Origin of the sequence: Aliarcobacter vitoriensis (assembly GCF_003316695.1) — a bacterium.
Lineage (GTDB): Bacteria > Campylobacterota > Campylobacteria > Campylobacterales > Arcobacteraceae > Aliarcobacter > Aliarcobacter vitoriensis.
On record NZ_PDKB01000027.1, the window covers coordinates 1 to 16,638 of the forward strand.

The window sequence follows — 16,638 nt, forward strand, 5'->3', positions numbered from 1 at the left end:
AATAGAAAAATAGAAGATACTTCAAAAGAAAAACCTATAAAAACAACATCAAATATAAAATCAAAAGTAGAAGTTGTAAAAGAGAATACTAAAGATGATGAGTGGGAAAGCTTTTAGGCTTCCCCTTAATAACACTTAAATATCTATTAAAGATTGTTATAAAGTTGGTGTCAATCCAATAAAGTAATATCATGGATTGAATATAGAACAAAAGACTATATCTTAGTTATTAGAAAATTATTCTTTCCACTATGTTTTACATTATATAGTGTTTCATCTGCTCTTAGTAAAATTTCTGTTTTTGTTAAATTATTATTTGAGTTGAAAAAACATATTCCAATACTTATAGTTAAAAAAGATTCAATACTAGAGAATTTGTGCTCAATATTTAGCTCTCTTATAGCTTTTAAAATATTATTTGCAATATTATTTAATCCATCTTCATCTATATCTTTGATTAATACTACAAACTCTTCTCCTCCATATCTCGCAACTAAATCATTTGGTCGATGCAAAGTTTTCTGTAAAGTAATAGCAACTCTTTTTAAAGTTTCATCACCTTTCCCATGCCCATAATTGTCATTGTATGGTTTAAAAAAGTCAATATCTATCATCATAATTGCAAGATTTGATTTTTCTCTTTTTACATCATTGTATGTTTTTTCAAATATTTCATCAAAAAACCTTCGATTTTTAATATTTGTTAAACCATCATACATAGATAATTTTTCGAGCATAAGAGTCTTTTCTCTTAACTTAATTTGATTTTTTATTCTAGTTTTTATTATAACTTTACTGTAAGGTTTTGTAATATAGTCTATTGCTCCAATATTTAAACCGTATTCTTCATCTTCTTCACTACTTTTTGCAGTTACAAAAATAATAGGAATATCTTTTGTTTTATCGGCTTGTTTTAGTTGTTTACAAACTTCATAACCATTTATATCTGGCATTTCAATATCAAGTAAAACTAAATCTATATTATCTTGGTTATAAAGTATTTCTAAACATTTTTGCCCACTTTTTGCGATTTTTAGGCTATAGTCATCTTTTAATATATCAGATAATAATAAAATATTTGTAGTCATATCATCTACAATTAAAATAGTAGGTTTCCTATTTGAAAGCATAAAATTCCCTATATAAAGTTTGTGTAAATAAAAAATAATTTGAGATTATATTTAAAAGCATATTAAAATTAAATTAATATTTGAGAATAAAAATTATTAAATATAAGTATTAAATTTGAGAACTAAACCATAAAAAGCATAAACTTTTATATATATTTTTAAATATTTTTAATTTTTTATTATATTTAATAAGTCTATTTTTTGATAAGTTTATTGGTTTAAAATAATTTTTTAGCAGAAACCTTTCTTCTTTTTTACTTAGTTTAAATTCAATACAAATTGAAGCTAAATCAAAAAAATTATCAGTTGTTCCAGCATATTCCCAATCTATTATTTTAATACTATTTTCTGAAAATAAAATATTTTTTGGATTTAAATCAAAATGTGATAAAACAAAATGATTTTTATGTTTCTTTAGCTTTTTCAAAGAATTCTTTAATTTATTTAAAATAAGTATATTTTTTTTATCTTCAAATAAATTTTTATATTTTTTGAAATCTTTTTCTAGATTATAAGGTTTTGTTTTTACTTTTATTGAATGAAGTTTTTTTATGGTTAAAGCAAGATTTTTTAAATCATTTTTTGATAGATTATCTTTATGTACGCCTTCTAAATACTCATATATCATAAAATTTTTATTAAAAAAAATAGGTTTTGGAGAGATATTAAGTTTATTTGCTATTTTTTGTATTTTATACTCAAATTTTCTACTTATATTTACACTTTTATTTGATTTAAAAACTCTTAAAACATATTTTTTAGTTTTAGATGTTATAAGATAACTTATATTATTAAAACCTTGTGATTTTAGAAGCTTTATAGAAATATTACTATTATCAAATATATTTAATTTTTTTACATCCTTAATATTCATATTTCATCTCTTTTTTCCAAGTAATAAAAGCAAAAATTGCTAAGATAGTATATATCAAAAATAGAACTGATGTAAAATAAAACTCTTTTTGAAAGTATAAATATATTGAAGCACTATCAATAAAAATCCAATAAATCCAATTCTCTAAAATTTTTCTTGTCATCATAAATGTTGTTGCTAAAGCAAAAATTGTTATAAAACTATCAAGATATGCAAAAGATGCATTTGTATAATTTTTCATAAAATATCCAATCATTAATGAAAATAATGATAATGAAATAATTATTTTAAAATTAGTTTTTACTGATAAAGATGATATTTTTAGAACTTTATTATTTTCTTTATTTCCATATTTCCAAATATAAAATCCATAAAACGACATAATTAAATAGTAAGCATTTAACAGTGAAGACATAAATAAAGATGAATCAAAAAATAAAATAGTATAAATTAGTGTACTAAAAAAAGCGCAAATCCAACACCAAATATTTTGTCTGATTGCTAAAAGAAGATAAAGAATAGATAAAAAAACTGCAGTGAGTTCAAAATAACTAAGAGTTAAAAAGCTATCTCTTATATTAGAAAAAATATCTATTATCTATCCTTTAAATATGAAAGATAAGCCATAAATTGGCTTATTTTTCACTATTGTTCTCTTCCTCTTCTCGTTTTAAATCTTCAGCTATTGAACCTTCTTTTTCTCTACTAATTCTTGATACAAGTACATAGAATAGTGGTATAAATAAGATTGCTATAAATGTAGCTGTAAGCATACCACCTACAACCCCTGTACCAATAGAGTGTTTACTTGCAGCTCCCGCTCCACTACTAATTGCAAGTGGTAAAACTCCAACTGTAAATGCTAAAGAAGTCATAATAATAGGTCTAAGTCTTACTTTTGCTGCTTCTATTGCAGCATCTATTAAGTTATACCCTTCTTTTCTTTTTTGTAAAGCAAACTCTACTATAAGAATAGCATTTTTAGCAGCAAGTCCAGCAAGAACTAAAAGTCCAATTTGGAAATATATATTATTGTCTAAACCTCTTAAATTTGTGGCTAAGATAGCTCCAAATATTGCAAATGGTACGGCTAAAACAACTGAAAGTGGTAATAACCATTTTTCATATAGTGCACAAAGTATTAGGAATAAGAAAATGATACCAAATATAAACGCTTGTGCTGAACTTCCACCAATTTGTTTTTCTTGATAAGCTGTTCCTGTCCATGCAATAGTATAACCTTCAGGTAGTACTTCGTTTGCAACTTCTTCAATAGCTCTTAAAGAATCTCCAGAACTATATCCTTGTGCTGGTTGTCCTGAAACTTTTGCCGATTGGAATAAGTTAAATCTTTCAACTATATCAGCACCAACAATTTTTTTATAAGTTATGAAAGAGTTTATAGGTAAAAGTTCACCATTATTTGATCTTACAAAAACATTTTGTAAATCTTCTATATTATTTCTATATTCATCAATTGCTTGAACATTTACTCTATAAGTCCTTCCTTGTAAAGAAAAATCATTTACATAAAAACTTCCAAAAGTAGCATTTATAGTACTATAAATATCATTTAAATTTACACCTTTTGATTTTACTTTTTCTATATCAATATCTATTTTAAATTGAGGAATATTAGCTGCAAGTGCTGTTCTAACTCCCATAAGTTCAGGTCTAGCATTTGCTTTTTCTACAATTTCATTTACGATATTTCCTAAATCTTCAATAGTCCCACCTGTTCTATCTTGAACATACATATCAAATCCACCAGTAACACTCATACCCATAATTGGTGGTGGTACAACTGCAACAGAGAAACCTTCACTTGTTCCCATAAGTTGTTGGCTAAATTTTTTTAATAAATTCATAGCATCTTGTTCAGGATTTGGACGTTTGCTCCAATCATTAAGTTTAATAATAGTTGCAACAGTATGGCTTCTTTGTGCTGATGTTGTAAAGTCATATCCTGCAAGAGTTATAACATCTCTTACATTTTCATCGGCCATTATTATTTTATTTGTTTCTTCACTAAGTTCTAAAGATTTTGATAATGAATAACCAGGAGGATTGAATCCAAATACAAAAATTGTTCCTTGATCTTCATCTGGTATAAGTCCAGTTTTCATAGATTTAAACATATCAAAAGATACAAATAGTAAACCTACATATAATAAAACAGAGATTAATGCAAATCTAATACTTTTTTTAACTAAAAATGAATAACCTTCAGTTGCTTTATTAAACATAGTATTAAACCATTTAAAAAAGCCTTTTGGTTCATGTTTTTTATTTTTTAATATTTTTACACAAAGAGATGGTGTCAAAGTTAAAGCAACGAAACCAGAAATTATAACGGAAATAACAATAGTTATGGCAAATTGTCTATACATCTCTCCACTTAATCCACCCATAAAAGCAACAGGAACAAACACAGCAGTTAAAACTAATATAATAGCAATTAAAGCTCCTGTTACTTCTCTCATAGCTATAAATGCAGCTTCTTTAGGAGTTTTACCTTCTTCCATATGTCTTTCAATATTTTCAATAACAATAATGGCATCATCAACAACAATACCAATGGCAAGAACAAGTCCAAATAGAGTAAGTAAGTTGATACTAAATCCCAGAGCATACATTCCTGCAAATGCACCAATAATTGATACAGGAACAGCAATAAGTGGAATAATAGTTGCTCTCCAGCTTTGTAAGAATAAGAAAATAATTAAAATAACCAAAATTAAAGCTTCAACAAAAGTTTTAACAACTTCATCAATAGATGCAGTAATAAAATCTGTACTATCATAAGGTATAGAATATGTCATATCTTCTGGAAAAATTTTACTAGCATCTTCTAATGCTTTTTTTATAGCTTCGGCAGTTTCAAGTGAGTTTGCTCCACTTTGTAAAAATATACCAATAGGAGTAGAAGGTGCATCATTTAATCTTGTTACAACACTATAATCAGCAGCTCCAAGTTCTATTGTCGCAATATCTTTTACTTTTAAGCTACTTCCATCTTCATTTGCTCTAATTACAATATCTCCAAATTGTGTTGGATTTTCAAATCTACTTGGAGTTTGTATCGTGTATGTGTACATCTGCTTATTTGCAATTGGTTCAGCTGCAACTTTTCCAGCTGCATATTGATTATTTTGCTCTTTTATTGCAGAAATTACATCAGTTGTTGCTAAAGAATATTGAGATAATTTTGATGGGTCAATCCAAATTCTAATTGAATAATCTTTACCACCAAAAATCATAGCATCTCCAACTCCTTTAACTCTTTTTAGAGTTTCAACTAAGTTTAGTAAAGCATAGTTTGATAAATATATACTATCAAAAGTGTTGTTTGGAGATTGAAGCATAATAAATTGTAAAATACTAGGGCTTCTTTCCCCTACAACAACACCTTGTCTTTGTACTTGTTCAGGCATTTTTGCTAGTGCTGCTTGAACTCTATTGTTTACGTCAATTTTTGCACTATCTGGGTCTGTTCCAACTTCAAAGAAAACATTTATACTTAATCTTCCACTATCCTCTGCTAGTGAGTTCATATAAAGCATATCTTTTGCACCATTTATTTGCTCTTCAAGTGGTGCCGCAACATTTTTAGCAATAGTATCAGCACTAGCTCCTGGATACGATGTACTTACAATAATTTGTGGAGGAAGAACTCTTGGATATTGTTCAATCGGAAGATTGACCATAGAAATAAGTCCAACTAAAAATATGATAATACTTAAAACACCTGCGAAAACAGGGTTTCTAATAAAAAATGCTGAAATCATAATTATTTCTCTTCATTCACAATTTGAACTTTTGTATCTGGTCTAAGTTTTGCGATGTTAGATATTACAATTTTCTCATCTGGTTTTAAACCACCTTTTACAACCATTCCATTTGCTACTAAATCTCCTGTTACTACAGGTCTTGGTTTTGCAATATTATTTTCATCAACTACAAAAACAATACTAGCTTGTGCAGTTTTTAATACAGCATTTTCAGGAACTATAAAAACATCTCCTAATGAAAGATTCGAAATTTTAACTTTTGTAAAGTTTCCAACGATTAATTCATTTTCTGCATTGTCAAATTTTGCTCTTAAAAGTAGGGTATCTGTTGCTGTATCAATAGTTGGAGCAATAAAATCTATTTTACCATTATCATAAATTTTACCATTTACTTCAAGGCTAACTTTTATTTGATTTTCTTTTATTTGAGATAAATATTTATTCATATCATCTTTTGGTAAAGAAAATTCTGCATGAATTGGATTTGTATTTGTAATAGTCACAAGAAGAGAATTACTTGCACTTGAACCAACTAAATCTCCAATATCATGATTTTTAAGACCTACAATCCCATCTATTGGAGCAATAACTTTTGTATAATCTAAATTTATTTGTGCTTCATCAAGTGCTGCTTTTGCACTTTCATATTGGAAAGTGTAATCATCAAAAGATTGTGGGCTTATTGCTTTTGAAGCAATTAATACTTTTGCTCTTTCAAAATCTTTTTTTGCTTTTGTAAAATTTGCTTTTTTTAAATTTAAGTTTGCTTGATAAATATCAGGTTCAATTTTATATAAAAGAGTTCCTTTTTTTACAAAATCTCCTTCATTAAAATATTTCTCTTTTAATGTTCCAGAAACTCTTGCTATCACATTTACTTGTTCGAAAGCTTTTAAAATAGTAGGGTAAGTTTTACTTGTAGTGTTGTTCTCTGTTTTTACCGTAAAAGTATTTACTGGTAAAGCTGGTGTTTCATTTGCCATTAAACTGTTAAATCCTAATAATAGGAAAGATATTGAAACTAATGATTTTCTTATCATTTTATATACTCCTGTAATTTTTCACCACTATGGTAAATTATTGTTGCTTTACTAATCTCTAAATCATTTAAAGCTCTTTTGTGTTGACTTATTGCATCATATTTTTCACTTAGACTTTCTAAAAATGCAACATTATCTATTAAACCATTTTCATATTTTGATTTTATAACATCATAAGCACTTTGTGCAGCTTTTAAAGTCGCTTCACTTGATTTAATCTTTGTTTGTGCTATATCATAAGCTCTAAGTGCAAGTTGTAAATCAACCTCTGCTTTGTTTTTTTCGTATTCAAAGTTTGATTTACTAGCTAAATACTCTTTATGCTTAGATTCATGTTTATATTTTGTTTCTCCAAATGAAAAAATATTCCATTTTAAATTTGCACTTGCTACATTTTGATGATCAGGACTATTTGTATCATTATTTTTGTTGCTATAATCTCTATCATAATAGTTAAAAGTATTATCTAAAGTAAGAGTTGGTAAATAGCCACTTTTTTGAGCATCAGCATTACTTAATTTTGTTTGAGTATCAAACTCTAAAGCTTGAATATCAAATCTTTGATTATTTGTCTTTAAATCTTCAATATTTTTGATACTTGAACCATCTTCTAAATTTATTTGAGTACCAGTTATATATTCAAGATTATGTAAAATTGTAACAATATTTAATTCAACTTCTTGTAATTCAACTATTGAATTTTGTAGTCTTGATATGATTTTTTGTAGTTCATCCTCTGTTGTAGTTCCAGCATTATAAAATCTGCTAAGTCTATCTTTTTGTGCTTCAAGTTGCTCAATTTCTTTTAATTTTGCATCTTTTCTTGCTATTAATGATTGGTAGCTGAAATAGTAGTTTATAACTGTCAATGAAATATCATTTTTTAGTGCATCTAGTGATTTTTCACCACTTTTAATACTGCTTTCATAACTATCATAAATATCATATTTTTTTCCACCATCATATAGGACATAATTTGCACTTGCATAGGCATTTGTTCCTTTTTTTGGAACATTTGGTGATTCATGCTCATTTATTGAATAACTAGCACCAACATCAAATTTTGGTAAATAGCCACTTTTTACACTTTTATAATCAGATTTTAGTGCTTCAAGATTTTGTTTTGAAGCTTCAATTAATCTATTTTCAATAGACAAATTTACTATGTCTTCTAAGCTTTGACTATATAAAAAAAGTGGTACTAAAAAAGTAAAATATATCTTTTTCAAAAATAACTCCTTTTAAATAAAGCAAGATTTTATCTATATTATTCTTAAAAGTATCTTGCTAGAAAGATATTTTAATATCTATTTTGATATAATTATTTCATGGATAAACAATATATAGATAGTTTTTATGATAGGGTTAAGAGTGATGAAAAGTGTGAGATATTTTCTTTGTCTTTACCACTTTTTTTAATAAATAAGGATTTAACTGTAGCTTCAGAACAGTTTTTAAAGACAAATTATGATTTGCTTCATACTGATATTGATGTTTTAGCTTCTTTATTTTTTAATGGAGAAGATTATACTTTATCACCAACAGACTTATATGATGGTTTAATATTTTCTTCTGGTGGTATGACAAAAGTTTTGAAAAAACTTGAGGAAAGAAAACTTATAAAAAGAGAGTATATTTCCAATGATAAAAGAAAAAAATTGGTTTGTTTAACACAAAATGGTGTAGAACTTATAACTGAAATTATGGATAATAAAGCCTGTATGTTAGAAAAATCTTTTAGTATTTTGACAAATAAAGAAAAAGATGATTTGAAAAAGATTTTAGCTAAACTTCTTTACTCTTTAAATTCATAATTTTATATTTTAAACAAAAATCTTTGATATAAATCATTGTTTATAAAAAGAATATCAAATATACTTATTTTATTTTTAAGGATAATTATGTTTGCTTGGTTGTTTAAAAATAAAGATAAAAAAATTAAAAGAGCAAAAACTTATGTATGTAAACATTGTAAGCTTACTTGTGAATCTTGTACTACAATGTTTTGTTATTCTTGTTACTCAAATTCTGGAAATCCTTGTCCTAGATGTGGAAAAACGAATCTTATGAACAAGGATAAAAATGATATAAATAAAATCAATGATTAATTCCAATCTAAAAGTCTTTTTTCTCCTTCTAGAGCTCTTATTTCAGTAACATCTTGTGACATTTCTATTACTCCTTTATAGGTTTTATTTTCATCTCTTACTGCAAAATACCTAATATGTATAAATTTGCCTTTAAAATTTATCCAAAAATCAGCTATATCTTTTCTTCCTGCTTTAAACTCTTCAAGAATTTTTAAAACTTGATCAACACTTTTGGGCGGATGACAAAATTTTACTTCTCTTCCTATGATTCCTGCACTTCTGGGGAAGACTCTTTCATCTCCACGATTATAAAAAACAACTTTATCATTTTCATCTACATAAGTTATATCAATTGGTAGAAACTTAAATATACAATTTACTTGTTCCATAGTCAGATAACCTTCATCAAAATGAGTTCTATCTTCAAGAGAAAAAGATAATTTTCTTTTTTTTGTATCTTGACTTGGGTGAATATATTCTTCTTCAAGAGCTGGATATCTTTGTGGTGGATTAGTAAACATCCAACCAATTTCCTTATCACCTTCATACATCTCTTTCCAATCATCTTCTTTAAGAAGTTGCATTGCATTTGGTAATAACCTATTTTCTTCTACTTGAATTAGATGTGATAAGCTATTATAAACATTTACACTTTTTGTTACAATATTATCAAAATCTTTAGATTCAATTGCTACTCTTGCATCTTTTATTAATGCTCTTATATCATCGTGAAATGACCACATACCTTGAGATGGTCCAGTCCAACCATATTTTTCAAGATATGGAAAAAGTTGATTTTCTTTTCTAGCAAAATGTTTTTCTACTTCACAAATTTGGTTAAAAATATTGTAAAATTTTTGAAAATCATCTTTTGGATTAATATTGAATAATTCGCTAAAAAGCTCTTTGATTAAAATATTTTCTTCAAGATAAACTCTTACTGGATGACCTTCATCAAATTGTTCTAAATTATTTTTTAAATCATTCATAAATATCCTTTATAAAAATTAGGACAAAATATATCCCAATTCAAAAATCTAATAAATGATTTAAATCAATGACTATATTTCTATTTCAAGTCCAATAGGACAATGGTCACTTCCTTCAATACTATCTAAAATATAAGCATCTTTTACAAAATCTTTTAAATCTTCACTTACATAGAAGTAATCAATTCTCCAACCTACATTGTTTGCTCTAGCATTTGCTCGATAACTCCACCAAGAGTATTTATCCTTTATATCTCCATTTATGAGCCTAAAAGTATCAATATATCCAAAATCTAGAAATTTAGTTATCCAATCTCTTTCTATTTGTAAAAAACCACTTGTATTTTCATTTGCTTTTGGTCTTGCAATGTCAATTTCAGTGTGTGCAGTATTTACATCACCACAAACTATTATTGATTTTCCATCTTTTTTTAGATTTTCACAATGTTCTAAAAATTTATCATAAAATACCATTTTATAATCTAGTCTTTCTTGACTACTTTGACCATTTGGAAAATATACATTAAAAAATGCAATATTTTTTTCTCCTAAAGAAAAATGAACTTCATTTATTCTTCCTTCATCTAAAATATCTACTGTTGGGCAAGTACATTCAAAAGTTATAGTAATATCACAAAACAGTGCTGTTCCACTTCTTCCTTTTATTTTTGATTCACTAGCTGTTGTAAAAGAGAATTCTTTGTTGAATATAGACTTTGGAATTTGACTTTTTTGTGATTTTGTTTCTTGAACTCCAAGTAAATCAATATTTGCTTCATCAACCCATTTTAGGGCTTCTTTTTTATCAACTGCTCTTATTCCATTTACATTCCAAGAGATAAATTTATATCTTTTTGCCATTATTTTTTATCTTCCTTTTTTATTTTTTTATCTTCTTTTATTAAATTTTCTGGTTCATTGGGTTTTTTTGGCTCAAGTGGTTTTACAATTCCAATTTGATTTATATTTGAAATACTATTTTTTTGATTTAATAAATTCTCTTTTTTGCCACCATGCATATCTATTTTTCCACTATTTTGATCTGTATAGATATAATTTGCAAACAAATAATTTGATAAAAATATAGTAACAATAAGTAATATTTTCATAATATCTTCCTTTTTTTTTAATAAATTATAACTACATTTCAATAATAAAGCCTTAATTTGATATTTTACATAATATTTTTTTAAGGTAAATATTTATGACAGAGTTATTATTAGGAAGCATCACATTTTTAACTTCAATTATTGCAGCAGTTGTTGGTATTGGAGGGGGAATGATGTTAATAGCTATATTACCTTCTTTTCTACCCTTGAATGCTCTTATCCCAGTTCATGGACTTACACAAGTTTCAAGTAATTTGAGTCGAGCTTTTTTTGGATATAAAGATATTCAATATGAAGTAATACCTAAATTCTTGATAGGTTCAATTTTAGGAATAGCTTTTTTTGCAGGAGTTTTAAGTTTTATTTCACTTGAATATGTTCCATTGTTTATTGGCGTTTATATTTTACTATCTTTGTGGAGTCAAAAATTTAATCAAAAGATAAAAAGATATGAAAACTACTATCTTGCTGGGTTTTTTCAAACAGGACTTTCTATGGTGGTAGGTGCCACGGGACCACTTACTATGACACTTTTATTTAAAGATTATAATGATAAAGATAAGGTTGTAGCAACTGGAGCAGCTTTGATGACTATAACTCATTTTCTTAAAGTTGTTGTTTTTATATATTTTGGATTTGTATTTTTTGATTATATATGGATTATTTTAGCTATGATTTTTGGTGCAGTTTTAGGTAGTTTTGTGGGAACTAAAGCAAGAAATTTAATAGATGGTAAAAAATTTACAATCATTTTAAAAATATTACTTACACTTTTGGCTATTAAACTTATAGTAGATATTTTTATAAAAATGATTTAAGATATTTATAAAAATTAAAATTGTGACAGAATTGTGACAAATTTTAGATATAGTTCAACACAAAGGAAATGATATAGTAAATGAGAGCTTTTAGGGGATTAAAATTTATAAGATACTATACTTTTTAACAATATATTAATAAAGCTCTTATTCTAAAATCAAGTAGTGTATATTATCAAATGATAAATTTTAATTAAAGTAGTTTAAAAAAATTATTAAAAATATTGCGGCCAATATTGTTTGTACAGTTATTATTGTTGTCATTAAAGGCAAATCACCATTTAATTGACGTGCAAGTATAAAAGAACTGGGTGCAGTTGGCATAATAGCAAATAAAACCAAAATTGAAATCATTAAATCATCAAGTTCAAAAGTAATTGCTAAAAAGTACATAATAATAGGTAAAATTATGAATTTTGCTATCATCGTAACAGATAAATCTTTTTTTGCACTTCCAATCTCTTTTAAAACTAAAGTATATCCAATAGATAAAAGTCCTAAAGGAAGAGCTGCACTACTTAAAATTTTAAGCAAATTTTCTATACTAATTGGAACTGCTACTTCTGAAAAGTTTATCAAAGCTCCTAAAATACAAGAGATTATCAAAGGATTTTTAATAATAGATTTAATTAAATATATAAAATCAATTTTGCTATTGTTTGAATACAAAGCAAAGATTGTTATACAAAAAACATTTAAAATAGGAATAGCAAAAGTTATGATAATTGCTGATAAAACTAAGCCATTTGAACCAAATATTGAACCGCTTAATGCTAAAAATACATATGTGTTAAATCTTATTCCACCTTGTACAATAGAAGTAAATGAACTATTTTGTGTAGGACTTAGTCTATTAAATATCATCAATATAAGCATTGTTATAAATATTGCTAAAATAGAAACAAATATAAAAGTTATACTATTTTGTTCAAATTTAGCTTTTGATAGAGTATATATTAAAAGTGCTGGCATTAAAATATAGTAAGTAAGTTTATCTGCCATTGGCCAAAATTCGTGTGATGGGAAACTTATTCTTTTAAATAAGTATCCAATCACAATTAGAGAAAAAATTGGAATTAAACTTGAAAATATATGTTCCATTTTTTAATTTTTCTTTTTCAACATCTCTTTTAGGATAATTTTACCACCCTCAACTCCAGGTTGATCATAAGTATTTATTCTTAAAAATTTACCAACAATAGAAGTTAATAATTCATAGTAAAATAGTAGTTTTCCTATCTCAAATTCACTTATATCTTCAATTTCTATTAAATCTATTGGAATATCTTTTTTATACTCTTTAACTGATGCAATAGTTGCATCTGCTTGAAGGTTTATAAGTTTTTTAAAATCAAGATTATTTATATAGTCTAACTCTTCTAAACCTTGCAAAGTTGTAGGAGCTATTTTTGTATCATCTTTAAAATCTTTAATTTTTATAAACGTTACTGTTTTATCACGTTTCCCTTCAACGATTAGTTGTAAAAATGAGTGTTGATCAACTGGTCCTAGCAATCCAATAGGAGTTAATCCTTGATTTGTACTGTTTGCATCTATTTTACCTAAACTTTCACCCCAAAGCTGAATATACCATTTATTAAAACCTTCTAAAAGTTGAGAGTACGAAAAAACTGCATTTATATTATAAACATCTTTGTATTCATAGTAAGTTCTAGCTTTTTTTATTAAGTGAGTATAAAGCTCATATTGTTCAAAAAATGAAGTTGATATATGTCTAGACCCTTTTAAAAGTTCATCTATATCAAAACCAGCTAAATATAGTGGAACCAATCCAACATTTGATAAAACTGAAAATCTTCCACCAACATTTTTGGGAATATCAAAAGTTTTTATATCATTTGCGTTTGCAAAAGCATTCAGTTTGCTGTCATTTTCTGTTATTACTAAAAGATTTGATTTATCAATTTTTGTAATAGACATAAGATACTTAAATATAGATATCGTTTCTATTGTAGTTCCAGACTTTGATATAACTATAAATAAAGTATCTTCTAAATTAAACTGAGAAATAGTTCCGTTTAAGTTTACTGGATCTGTGCTTTCAAAGAAAAAAATTTCTTTTTTTAGAGATTTGTTTTTTTGTTTGTGATATTTTAAGAAATTGTATATGGCAAAAGTACCTAACGTACTTCCACCAATCCCAATTATAGCAATGTTTTTTTGTTTAAAATCAAGTTTATTAAGTTCATTCTTTATATTATTTGTATCGTAATAAGGCAAAGAATAGTAACCTATTTCTTCACGCTCTTTTTTTATCTCTAAAAAAATATCTTCATCGCTTAGAGATATTTTTGGATAGTATAGATTATTTTTCACTATTTTTTCCCGTTATCTTTTTTCTCTTGTTTTATTTCTTTTATAGACTTGTCATAAAAGTAATTTGTAGCTTTTACAAACCCATCGATACTTCCGCAGTCAAATCTTTGACCTTCAAATTTATATGCTAAAACCATTCCTTTTTTTGCTTGTGTTAATAAAGCATCAGTAATTTGTATTTCTCCACCTTTTCCTGGTTTTGTTTCTCTTATAATATCAAAAATATCAGGAGTTAAGATATATCTTCCAATGATAGCTAAATTTGAAGGTGCAACTTCTGGTTCTGGTTTCTCAACCATATCTTTTACCATAAAAATTCCTGGTTCTATCTCATTTCCAGAAATTACTCCATATTTATTTGTATCTTCTTTTGGTATCTCTTCAATAGCAACAATAGAACAATTATACTTTTTATATAAATCAACCATTTGAGATAAAACACCCTTTGTTGGTGCATCGCATAAATCATCTGCTAGTAAAACAGCAAAAGGTTGATTTCCTATTAGATTTTCTCCACATAAAATAGCATGTCCCAAACCTTTCATCTCTATTTGTCTAGTATATGAAAAAGTACATTTTGTAATTACTGAACGAATTTCTGTTAAATAATGTTCTTTACTAGTTCCTTTTATTTGGTGTTCAAGCTCATATGATATATCAAAATGATCTTCAATAGCTCTTTTCCCACGACCTGTTACGATAGACATATTTTCAATTCCAGCAGCTAGTGCTTCTTCAACTCCATACTGAATAAGAGGTTTTGTTAAAACGGGTAACATCTCTTTTGGTGTTGCTTTTGTTGCTGGTAAGAATCTTGTTCCATAACCTGCAGCTGGGAATAGACATTTTTTAATTGGATTATTTGTATTACTCATTTTATTTTCCTTCTAACTTATTAAATAGATTTATTAAAACTTCTTCATAGATTTTTGCATTCTCTTTTGTATCTGCTTCAAATCTTGTAACTAATTTTGGTGTAGTATTACTAGCTCTTACTAATCCCCAACCTTTTTCAAATATAACTCTAATTCCATCAACAGTTATAATATCTTTAATTTTAGGAAAATCTGCAGGTGGATTTTTTAATGCATCTTTTAAATCTTCAATTATTTTAAATTTAGTATCTTCTGTTACAGTTATATTTATTTCTGGTGTTGAATAAACTTGTGGAAGTTTTTCATATTCTTTATCAAAATCGAAACCTTGATCAATTAATTCTAAAGCTCTAAATGTTGCATAAATAGCATCATCATAACCAAAATATCTATCATTAAAGAATAAATGACCAGAAACTTCAGCTGCAAAATCAGCATTTGTTTCTTTTATTTTAACTTTTAAATTTGAATGACCAGTTTTATACATGATAGCTTTTCCATAAGAGTTGATAGTATCATACATAACTTGTGAACATTTTACTTCACCAATTACCGTAGGGTTTTTGATGAATCGAGAGAAAAATATTGCTAATATATCTCCTTTAAAATTATACTTTGGAGAAAGTAAAGCAATTCTATCAGCATCTCCATCATAAGCAAAACCAAAATCAAATTCTTTAGTTTCTAATTCTTTTTTAATATCTTCTAAAGTATGTTCATCACTTGGATCTGGATGATGATTTGGAAAATTTCCATCTGGCTCTTCAAATAAAATTTTGTATTTAATATTTAATTTGTCAAGAATTTCTCTTAAAACAACTCCTGCAACACCATTACCACAATCAAAGACAAATTTCTTATTTTCAAGTTTTAAGTGAGAAAAATGTTTTACTATATAATCTATATATCTATTTTTAGAATCAATCAGAATAATTTCTTCATTATCTTCAATAATAGTATTATCCGCTAAAATTTCTCTTCCCAAAGTATAAATCTCTTCACCAAAAAATGGGTCTTTATTTAAAGTAATTTTAAATCCATTGTATTCAGGAGGATTATGACTACCAGTTATCATTACTGAACCATCACATTTTAAACCATCAAAATCAGTAAAATTTGCAAAATAGTTTGCAGGTGTTGGTACAAGTCCCATATCTAAAACTTTTAAACCTGCTTTATTTATTCCTGAACTTAACCAGTTTCTTAAAGTTAGTGAATGAAGTCTCGCATCATAGCCAACAGCTATATAAACAGCATTTGGAACTTTTTTTTGTAAAGCGTTAGCTAAGTAATAACCAATTTTCTTTACTATATCTTCATTTAACTCTTTTTCAAATATTCCTCTTATATCATATTCCCTAAAAATAGATGCACTCATTTTGTCCATAACTCCTATATATAAACGTATAAAAACTTTAGAATTCTACCTAAAAATTGTAAAATAAATGTTTACAAAATACAAATTCAGGAATTTAAGCGAATATTAATAAAAAACTCTTGACAAATAAGAAAAAAGCGATTATAATTCCCGTCCAATTTGACCAGATAGCTGGGAAGGTTGAGATCTTTAAAGTTTGATAGGTTT

The 16,638-nt window shown here is 26.6% G+C and carries 16 protein-coding genes; 3 read left to right on the top strand and 13 right to left on the bottom strand.

Features of this window, described 5'->3' with window-relative positions; translation table 11 throughout:
- Positions 1-215 precede the first annotated feature (215 nt).
- The 6 genes from CRU91_RS11520 to CRU91_RS11545 form a co-directional block, all read right to left on the bottom strand.
- A complete protein-coding gene (locus CRU91_RS11520; RefSeq protein ID WP_113895366.1) occupies positions 216-1,130 on the bottom strand; it encodes a GGDEF domain-containing response regulator in 915 nt (304 codons plus the stop codon).
- Positions 1,131-1,239: 109 nt separating this feature from the next.
- Positions 1,240-2,004 carry a choline/ethanolamine kinase family protein gene (locus tag CRU91_RS11525; protein WP_113895367.1) on the bottom strand — a complete coding sequence of 255 codons (765 nt, stop codon included), beginning with the start codon at positions 2,002-2,004 and terminating at the stop codon, positions 1,240-1,242.
- Positions 1,994-2,602 carry a nicotinamide riboside transporter PnuC gene (gene pnuC / locus CRU91_RS11530; protein ID WP_328587277.1) on the bottom strand — a complete coding sequence of 203 codons (609 nt, stop codon included), beginning with the start codon at positions 2,600-2,602 and terminating at the stop codon, positions 1,994-1,996. The genes CRU91_RS11525 and pnuC overlap by 11 nt, the downstream gene beginning before the upstream one ends.
- A 37-nt stretch (positions 2,603-2,639) precedes the next feature.
- Positions 2,640-5,792 (bottom strand): efflux RND transporter permease subunit, encoded by a 3,153-nt coding sequence (locus tag CRU91_RS11535; protein ID WP_113895369.1) that lies wholly within the window; start codon positions 5,790-5,792, stop codon positions 2,640-2,642.
- Between the two features lie 2 nt (positions 5,793-5,794).
- The gene (locus CRU91_RS11540) at positions 5,795-6,835 is read right to left on the bottom strand and encodes an efflux RND transporter periplasmic adaptor subunit (protein ID WP_113895370.1); all 1,041 of its coding nucleotides are present in this window, start codon (positions 6,833-6,835) and stop codon (positions 5,795-5,797) included.
- The gene (locus CRU91_RS11545) at positions 6,832-8,064 is read right to left on the bottom strand and encodes a TolC family protein (protein WP_113895371.1); all 1,233 of its coding nucleotides are present in this window, start codon (positions 8,062-8,064) and stop codon (positions 6,832-6,834) included. The genes CRU91_RS11540 and CRU91_RS11545 overlap by 4 nt, the downstream gene beginning before the upstream one ends.
- A gap of 99 nt (positions 8,065-8,163) precedes the next feature.
- On the opposite strand from CRU91_RS11545, the gene CRU91_RS11550 reads away from it, so the two are divergent.
- Together CRU91_RS11550 and CRU91_RS11555 are read left to right on the top strand one after the other, a co-directional pair.
- Complete coding sequence (locus CRU91_RS11550) at positions 8,164-8,649, top strand: MarR family winged helix-turn-helix transcriptional regulator (protein ID WP_113895372.1); 486 nt, start codon at positions 8,164-8,166, stop codon at positions 8,647-8,649.
- An 87-nt stretch (positions 8,650-8,736) separates the two neighbouring features.
- Entirely contained in the window at positions 8,737-8,943 is a 207-nt protein-coding gene (locus CRU91_RS11555; RefSeq protein WP_113895373.1) for a hypothetical protein, read from the top strand.
- Here the strand turns inward: CRU91_RS11555 and CRU91_RS11560 are convergent.
- The 3 genes from CRU91_RS11560 to CRU91_RS11570 form a co-directional block, all read right to left on the bottom strand.
- Complete coding sequence (locus CRU91_RS11560) at positions 8,940-9,914, bottom strand: DUF438 domain-containing protein (RefSeq protein WP_113895374.1); 975 nt, start codon at positions 9,912-9,914, stop codon at positions 8,940-8,942. The genes CRU91_RS11555 and CRU91_RS11560 overlap by 4 nt on opposite strands.
- 72 nt (positions 9,915-9,986) lie before the next feature.
- On the bottom strand, positions 9,987-10,775 hold the full coding sequence (locus CRU91_RS11565) for an exodeoxyribonuclease III (RefSeq protein ID WP_113895375.1): 789 nt from the start codon (positions 10,773-10,775) through the stop codon (positions 9,987-9,989).
- On the bottom strand, positions 10,775-11,023 hold the full coding sequence (locus tag CRU91_RS11570) for a hypothetical protein (RefSeq protein WP_113895376.1): 249 nt from the start codon (positions 11,021-11,023) through the stop codon (positions 10,775-10,777). Before CRU91_RS11570 ends, CRU91_RS11565 begins: the two co-directional genes overlap by 1 nt.
- Before the next feature lie 95 nt (positions 11,024-11,118).
- Between CRU91_RS11570 and CRU91_RS11575 the strand changes: the two genes are divergently transcribed.
- Positions 11,119-11,841: a sulfite exporter TauE/SafE family protein gene (locus CRU91_RS11575; protein WP_113895377.1), complete on the top strand. Its 723-nt coding sequence runs from the start codon at positions 11,119-11,121 to the stop codon at positions 11,839-11,841.
- Positions 11,842-12,030: 189 nt separating this feature from the next.
- On the opposite strand, the gene CRU91_RS11580 is transcribed toward CRU91_RS11575, so the two are convergent.
- Genes CRU91_RS11580 through CRU91_RS11595 form a run of 4 tightly spaced genes read right to left on the bottom strand, consistent with a single transcriptional unit; the run spans position 12,031 to position 16,431 of the window.
- Entirely contained in the window at positions 12,031-12,942 is a 912-nt protein-coding gene (locus CRU91_RS11580) for an AEC family transporter (RefSeq protein ID WP_113895378.1), read from the bottom strand.
- A gap of 3 nt (positions 12,943-12,945) precedes the next feature.
- The gene (locus CRU91_RS11585; RefSeq protein WP_113895379.1) at positions 12,946-14,178 is read right to left on the bottom strand and encodes a glucose-6-phosphate isomerase; all 1,233 of its coding nucleotides are present in this window, start codon (positions 14,176-14,178) and stop codon (positions 12,946-12,948) included.
- A complete protein-coding gene (galU, locus tag CRU91_RS11590) occupies positions 14,178-15,053 on the bottom strand; it encodes a UTP--glucose-1-phosphate uridylyltransferase GalU (RefSeq protein ID WP_113895380.1) in 876 nt (291 codons plus the stop codon). The genes CRU91_RS11585 and galU overlap by 1 nt, the downstream gene beginning before the upstream one ends.
- Position 15,054: 1 nt before the next feature.
- Complete coding sequence (locus CRU91_RS11595) at positions 15,055-16,431, bottom strand: phosphomannomutase/phosphoglucomutase (protein WP_113895381.1); 1,377 nt, start codon at positions 16,429-16,431, stop codon at positions 15,055-15,057.
- Positions 16,432-16,638 lie beyond the last annotated feature (207 nt).

What these genes read in the sequence shown, in the direction of transcription:
- CRU91_RS11555 (WP_113895373.1), top strand. Translation starts at nt 8,737, where the DNA reads ATGTTTGCTTGGTTGTTTAAAAATAAAGATAAAAAAATTAAAAGAGCA.
- CRU91_RS11565 (WP_113895375.1), bottom strand. Translation starts at nt 10,775, where the DNA reads ATGGCAAAAAGATATAAATTTATCTCTTGGAATGTAAATGGAATAAGA.
- CRU91_RS11535 (WP_113895369.1), bottom strand. Translation starts at nt 5,792, where the DNA reads ATGATTTCAGCATTTTTTATTAGAAACCCTGTTTTCGCAGGTGTTTTA.
- CRU91_RS11520 (WP_113895366.1), bottom strand. Translation starts at nt 1,130, where the DNA reads ATGCTTTCAAATAGGAAACCTACTATTTTAATTGTAGATGATATGACT.
- CRU91_RS11540 (WP_113895370.1), bottom strand. Translation starts at nt 6,835, where the DNA reads ATGATAAGAAAATCATTAGTTTCAATATCTTTCCTATTATTAGGATTT.
- CRU91_RS11570 (WP_113895376.1), bottom strand. Translation starts at nt 11,023, where the DNA reads ATGAAAATATTACTTATTGTTACTATATTTTTATCAAATTATTTGTTT.
- CRU91_RS11525 (WP_113895367.1), bottom strand. Translation starts at nt 2,004, where the DNA reads ATGAATATTAAGGATGTAAAAAAATTAAATATATTTGATAATAGTAAT.
- CRU91_RS11575 (WP_113895377.1), top strand. Translation starts at nt 11,119, where the DNA reads ATGACAGAGTTATTATTAGGAAGCATCACATTTTTAACTTCAATTATT.
- CRU91_RS11560 (WP_113895374.1), bottom strand. Translation starts at nt 9,914, where the DNA reads ATGAATGATTTAAAAAATAATTTAGAACAATTTGATGAAGGTCATCCA.
- CRU91_RS11595 (WP_113895381.1), bottom strand. Translation starts at nt 16,431, where the DNA reads ATGAGTGCATCTATTTTTAGGGAATATGATATAAGAGGAATATTTGAA.
- CRU91_RS11580 (WP_113895378.1), bottom strand. Translation starts at nt 12,942, where the DNA reads ATGGAACATATATTTTCAAGTTTAATTCCAATTTTTTCTCTAATTGTG.
- CRU91_RS11550 (WP_113895372.1), top strand. Translation starts at nt 8,164, where the DNA reads ATGGATAAACAATATATAGATAGTTTTTATGATAGGGTTAAGAGTGAT.
- galU (WP_113895380.1), bottom strand. Translation starts at nt 15,053, where the DNA reads ATGAGTAATACAAATAATCCAATTAAAAAATGTCTATTCCCAGCTGCA.